The organism is Bacteroidia bacterium (genome assembly GCA_019695265.1).
Classification (GTDB): Bacteria; Bacteroidota; Bacteroidia; order JAIBAJ01; family JAIBAJ01; genus JAIBAJ01.
This window is the reverse complement of record JAIBAJ010000039.1, coordinates 22,279-28,325: the sequence shown is the minus strand read 5'-3', so window position 1 is coordinate 28,325 and position 6,047 is coordinate 22,279. Positions and strand designations below refer to the sequence as shown.

The following is a 6,047-nucleotide window of genomic DNA, read 5'->3' as shown; positions in this document are numbered from 1 at the left end:
ACCCAGGTTTTAGCCATGGCGAAAAGGTCGCGCTATCCACTTCAAGTCCTCGGTCTGCTTCCCCCGAAAGTATTCGGGGTACGCATCCCTGTGGGCTTTCCGTTTCTATCGCTACCCGGGGCAGCCTGCGTAATTAAAAGGTCAAGGGTTGAGAAGCGGAATGTGCGTTTTTCAACCAATTTTTTGTTCGAAGTGCCATCGGGCAGGGATAGAAACGGAAAGCCCGGAAAGCCAGAAGGCGCTAGCCGAATGGCTTGAGGACTTGCAGTGTATAGCCCGGCCATTCGCCTTGTTACTCTTATTCGAAGGCAAGCTGTTTTTGCGAATGGGCCCGCCTAAAAATTATAATTATGATTCGAATAGGGCATCAGAAGTGATTGATTTTTGCACCAATTCATTGGAATAGGCATTTGTTTGCAGGCCATAAGTAGTAATAAAAGTAAGCCAGACTACCTTTTTTGTCTTGGTTGCTGTTTTGAATACCTCCATTTTTCGTCTCAATTGTGCTGCATAATCCTTGTCGATGGTAAAATCGTCGTTTGAAAATTTGCATTCGCAGAGGTTAATCACTTGATCCTGGCGATCGATAAGTAAATCGACCTGTGCTTTTTGGTTGTTGGCTTCCCCAATCCAGGCGCTCTGTTTGGAATGTACTCCGCTTATGCCCAACGCTTTTTTAATTTGAGGCACATGGCTCAGGCAAACCTGTTCGAAGGCAATTCCTTTCCAGGCATTGAAAATAGGCTGGTTTTGGAGGTTTAGCCAATAGTTTTCGTCGGATGCGCGGTAGTTTTTTAGAAATTGAAAATAGAAAGCCGTGTAGAAGTCCGACAATCTGTAAATGGTATTTTTGGCTTTATTGTCGAGGCTAGGGTAGGAGGTGATGAATCCGCTTTCTTCGAGTTCGAACAGTACTTTCGACAGAGTGCCACCGCTTTGCAATTGCCCTTTTTGGACCAGTTCGGTTCGGGTGAAACCCAGTGCCTTGCCGGAAAGTATTTCAACCACTTTTTCGTAGATTTCGTGTTTGCGGAACAGGGCCCGATACAATTGGTTGAATTCGGTTTGAAGTTTTGCGTTTTTGTCAAAGAATAGGTTTTGGATGGCTTGTGCGGCGCTTTTTTCGGAAGGAACCTGGTCGAGGTAATAGGGAATTCCGCCCATGGTCATGTAGAGCAAAATGACCTGCTGTTGGTTAAATTGATAGCCTTTGTGTTGGAAAAAATCGAATGTTTCTTTTAGGTTGAAAGGCTGGATTTTCATTTGATGGGTGAGGCGGTTGTGTAAACCTCCGGCGGTGTTGATGAGGTTATTTATCATCCAGGAAGCCGCCGATCCGCAAACGATGAGGAAGATGTTTTTTTGACCATCTGCCCAATTGTTCCAAAAATGTTCTAAACCTTGGATAAAGTCAGAACCATTGGTGTCGAGCCAAGGAAGTTCATCGAAGAATAGAACCTGTTTTTCGGCCGGGTTTTGTTGGCTGAGATAGGTTCGTAGCTTATAAAAGGCTTCGATCCAATTGGCAGATCGTTGTAGTTCTGATCCGGTAAGGTGCTGCAGCTGTAGGTCGAAATTCAATAATTGTTGTTCGGTTTTCGCATTAGCGATTCCGGTGAGGTAAAATGCAAATTTGTTTTGGAAGTACTCCCGAATGAGGTAAGTTTTACCAACCCTTCGCCTACCGTATAGTGCCAAGAATTCGGAACGCTTACTTGTAAGAAGCTTTTGGATGGTTTTTTGTTCTTCGTATCGGCCGATGATTTCTTTCATGTCCTGAGTTTATCAGCCAAAAGTATGTAAATTTTGGTAAAAACGGCTTTTTTTATTTTAAAAAACAGCCAAAAATGATAGTTTTTGTTTTTAAATGGCTAAAAAGTTAATAATAATCAGCCAAAAATGACGAAAGGAATTTTAGAACTTTTACAGAAATACCTGGATAAGGGCTATTGAATGGCTATTTTAAGGTTTTGGGCCAAGGTGGCATTTTGGATTTGGAGCGAATAAATTCCTCCAGGTAAATGATTTACAAGGACTTGAAAAGATGAATTTGCATCCGATGAAAATTGTCCATTCAAAACCGATTGTCCTTGAAGATTAAGCAAGTTATAGTGGCAGGTACCGGAGAAACTTGGAGGTAATTTGAATTGAATTTGATCTGAAACAGGATTTTGCAGGAGTCTAACAAGGGTGTTGGAGGTGGTAGAAATTCCAACAGTAGATGGTGTGGTGATCCAATCAACAATGGCTTGATCGAAAGGTTGGGTGGAGGAAGGGTAATGGGCAACCCAATGTCCTTGTTCATCAATTAAAAATTTATTGAAATTCCAATTGATGCTAGCGTCTGAAACACCATTTAGATCAGCTCGTTGCAGCCACTTGTAAATAGGTGCGGTATCGCCCACAACGGTATGAACTTTTGACATCATTTGAAAAGTAACACCGTAGGTAGCAGAGCAAAATTCCCAAATAGAAGAATCACCGTGCGGGTCTTGATTTCCAAAATCGTTGCAAGGGAAACCAATTACTTCGAAATTATAGCTTTCGTAGGTAGAATCGAGTTCTTGGAGGTCGGCAAATTGGGGAGTATAGCCACAATAGCTGGCGGTATTCACTACCATGAGTTTCTTACCGGCGAATTGGGACATAGAAATAGTGTCTTCGAAAATTGTAGCAGCCGAAAAGTCGTGGAAGGTTTGGAAAGTTTGAGCCTTGGAAGAAAAAAGGCAAAGAAATAGAAGGAGGGTAGTGTAAAGTTGTTTCATGGTGATAAAATGGTGATACAAATTTAGCAATCAATGGAAATAATTTCTTACACGTTATGTGGTTGAAAAAAGATATGAATTCCACTGAACTAGTTTTTTAAGGAATTTACCTTTACCCCATATGAGTCCAATCATTATCCTTGTTTCCATTGCGGTTTACTTTTTTGCCTTGGTCGGAATTTCCATTTACACCTCCCGCCATGCCGACAATACCAGTTATTTTACAGGCAATAAAGCTTCACCTTGGTTGGCTGTGGCATTTGGTATGATCGGGGATTCCCTTTCCGGTGTGACTTTTATATCCGTACCAGGCTTAGTTGTTTTGGCCAAATTCTCCTATTTACAATTGGTGCTTGGCTATTTGGCCGGCTATTTTGTTATTGCCTATGTATTGATGCCGGTATATTATAAAATGAATCTTACCTCAATCTACACTTACCTTGAAACACGCTTTGGCGCCGGAGCAGAAAGAACAGGTTCCTTCTTTTTTATAGTAAGTAGAACCTTGGGGGCGGCAGGACGCTTATTTCTGGCTGCCGGGGTGCTACAAACCTTTGTTTTTGATGCTTTTCATATTCCCTTTTTTGTAGCAGTTGCCTTTATCATTGCCTTGATGTTGGTTTACACAGCCAAAGGAGGCATCAAAACCTTGGTCTGGACGGATACTTTCCAATCCTTGTTTTTATTGATGGGCGTTATATTAAGCATAGCAGCAATTGCCTCCAATTTAAACCTCGACTTTTCAGGCCTTGTAAATACGGTGAAGGAAAGTCCGCTTTCAGAAACTTTTTTCTGGGATTTTAAGGAAAAGAACTACTTCTGGAAGCAATTTTTAGGGGGATTTTTTATTGCCATAGCCATGACTGGATTGGATCAAAATATGATGCAGAAAAACTTGAGCTGCCGCAGTTTGGGAGAGGCTCAAAAGAACATCGTTTCCTTCAGTTTTGTAATGGTCATGGTCAATGTTTTTTTCTTGTCCTTGGGCGTTTTGCTTTACACCTTTGTTGATTTTAACCACATTGCCATTCCCTTAAATGCCGAAGGGAAAATGATTACGGATAAGCTGTTCCCGGTTTTGGCACTCAACCATTTAGGAGTTTGGGCCGGTTTGGCCTTTATTATTGGTTTAACGGCTGCTACTTTTTCCAGTGCCGATTCGGTTTTGACTACGCTTACTACCTCGTTTTATTATGATTTTTTGCACCTTCAGCGGAATGAAAAGGTCAGTGAAGAAAAGAAAACAATTTATCGCAATTTGATTCATATTGGTTTTGCATTGCTTTTGTTGGTTTGCATTGTGGTTTTTAGTCTGCTCAATGATAAAGCCATTGTAGATACTATTTTAACCCTGGCAGGCTATACCTATGGACCTTTGTTGGGACTTTTCGCCTTTGGAATTTTAACCAAAAGGGTAGCAACAGACAAATGGATTCCGATTTTGGCAATTATTCCACCGGTGGTATGTTATTATTTTAGTTTGCACTCCGAGCAATGGTTAAGCGGTTATAAGGTTGGTTTGGAGCTATTATTTTTTAATGGCTTGCTGATGTTTGGATTGCTGTGGATCTTCTCCGGAAAACAAGTTAAATAGTTTTATTAATTGAGTTAAGGCCTTAAAAGTGAAAACATTTGCATTTTTTTTTGAATTGTTTAATTTTTATGCAGTGAAATGCCAACCAATTATTAAAAGCTTGGATCCAAAATCTCAAGAGGAAACCAAAGGTAATTCAAGGTACCTGACAGGTTGGAAAAACATTTCTCTTTAAGCTGTATTGGTTTGGCTAAAAAACGGTAGATAGTTTACTTGAAAAGCCCGGCATCTACTTTTGCATTTACCACCTGTTGGCTAAACATAATTTTTGTCCAATCCCCATTTTTACTGAATATGGTCAGTGCTTCGACCAAACCTTTGCTGTTAACCTTCAATTGAATTTCTTTTACAAATAACCTGACAGCATTGGCCTTGGGTTTCATGTAAACCAGGTAATTTCCTTTTTCTTCCTTAACCTCCACTTTAAATTCCTTTTGTTCCATCACTTGCCCTTGGACACTGCTGGCAATGAGTTCATTCATTTTTCGGAATATTGGATTTTTCTCCAAATTGTATTCTTTGCGTTTGCCATTTGAGATTACAAAGGCCTTTTCTTCATTAAAAACAATGGAATTAGCCTTTTCCCCCACATATTTCCAACAAATGGATTTGGGTTGTTGGAAGTAAAGTTGCCCCGAAGTTTTGGCCGTGTTTTCAAGCAATGGCGAAAATTTTTCCTGTTCAAAATGGCTTTGTAACGTTTGGGTTTCCTTAGCCACCTTTTTCATTAATGCACTTAATTTTTCTGCAGATGTTTGAGCCTGAATATGCAGCCCAATTTGAAAGAAGAAAAGAAAAGTAAAAAGTTTATTCATAGTATTCAATTCCTAACAATTCGTCCAATCCTACAATTTTTAGATTTTTGGAATGGCAAAGTTGAATAAACTCTTCCAAAAACTCGGCCATAAATTCGGTTGTATCGTGAAAAAGTACAATGTCGCCATCTTTTACCTTTTCTACCCGTTTTAAAAGTTCTTCTTTGGATTTGGCTGTAGTATCCAAGCTGCGCAAACTCCAACCAATGGTATGTAAGTGTAGTTTTTTTACGGCCTTTCCTATGTTTGGGGTGGTTACGCCATAAGGTGGACGAAACAATTTTGTTCGAATACCTGCAGCCTTTTCAATTGAAGTAAGACATTGTTGCATATCCTCCAAAATTTCCTTTTCGTTTTTTAGGTCGTACCAAAAATCATGAACAAAAGAGTGGTTGCCAATCAGGTGACCTTCTTGGTGAATTTCTTTTACAAGATTTTCCTGTCCAGCAATTTTTTTTCCGATTAAGAAAAAACTGGCCTTGATTTGGTGTTTTCGAAGAACATTCAGCACCTGTTTTGTATTTTCACCATCAGGACCATCATCGAAAGTAATAGCAATTTGTCCTTTGCCGGGTTTACCCTTTAGCAATGCCTTTACATAGACTTGGGAGCCGATGTAGGCCGAGGCATACACCATGAAACCTGAAAAGGCAAGAAATAAAAGGAAGGCAAACCAAATCATGGAACAAAGGTAAAATTGGAATTTTCATTTGCCCTGTTTTTCGAAATTATTCCGTAATATTTGGAGTGTCAATCCATAAATTACGCCAATTTATGGAATAGAATTTCTCAAAATCGGAAGTTTAACTTCTAAAGAATACCCTTTCCTTGTAAAAGTTGCTTAGAATTTTCCTTTTTCGATGGTTATAATTT

Annotated in this window: 5 protein-coding genes; 1 reads left to right on the top strand and 4 read right to left on the bottom strand. The window is 39.8% G+C overall.

Annotated elements, in window-relative coordinates; genetic code table 11:
• Positions 1–348: 348 nt before the first annotated feature.
• Together K1X82_07595 and K1X82_07590 are read right to left on the bottom strand one after the other, a co-directional pair.
• The gene (locus K1X82_07595) at positions 349–1,773 is read right to left on the bottom strand and encodes an AAA family ATPase (protein ID MBX7181959.1); all 1,425 of its coding nucleotides are present in this window, start codon (positions 1,771–1,773) and stop codon (positions 349–351) included.
• 173 nt (positions 1,774–1,946) lie between these two features.
• A complete protein-coding gene (locus K1X82_07590) occupies positions 1,947–2,765 on the bottom strand; it encodes a T9SS type A sorting domain-containing protein (protein ID MBX7181958.1) in 819 nt (272 codons plus the stop codon).
• A gap of 121 nt (positions 2,766–2,886) precedes the next feature.
• Between K1X82_07590 and K1X82_07585 the strand changes: the two genes are divergently transcribed.
• On the top strand, positions 2,887–4,359 hold the full coding sequence (locus tag K1X82_07585) for a sodium:solute symporter (GenBank protein MBX7181957.1): 1,473 nt from the start codon (positions 2,887–2,889) through the stop codon (positions 4,357–4,359).
• 209 nt (positions 4,360–4,568) lie between these two features.
• On the opposite strand, the gene K1X82_07580 is transcribed toward K1X82_07585, so the two are convergent.
• Complete coding sequence (locus K1X82_07580) at positions 4,569–5,174, bottom strand: outer membrane lipoprotein carrier protein LolA (protein MBX7181956.1); 606 nt, start codon at positions 5,172–5,174, stop codon at positions 4,569–4,571.
• Positions 5,167–5,856: a polysaccharide deacetylase family protein gene (locus tag K1X82_07575; protein ID MBX7181955.1), complete on the bottom strand. Its 690-nt coding sequence runs from the start codon at positions 5,854–5,856 to the stop codon at positions 5,167–5,169. Before K1X82_07575 ends, K1X82_07580 begins: the two co-directional genes overlap by 8 nt.
• Positions 5,857–6,047 lie beyond the last annotated feature (191 nt).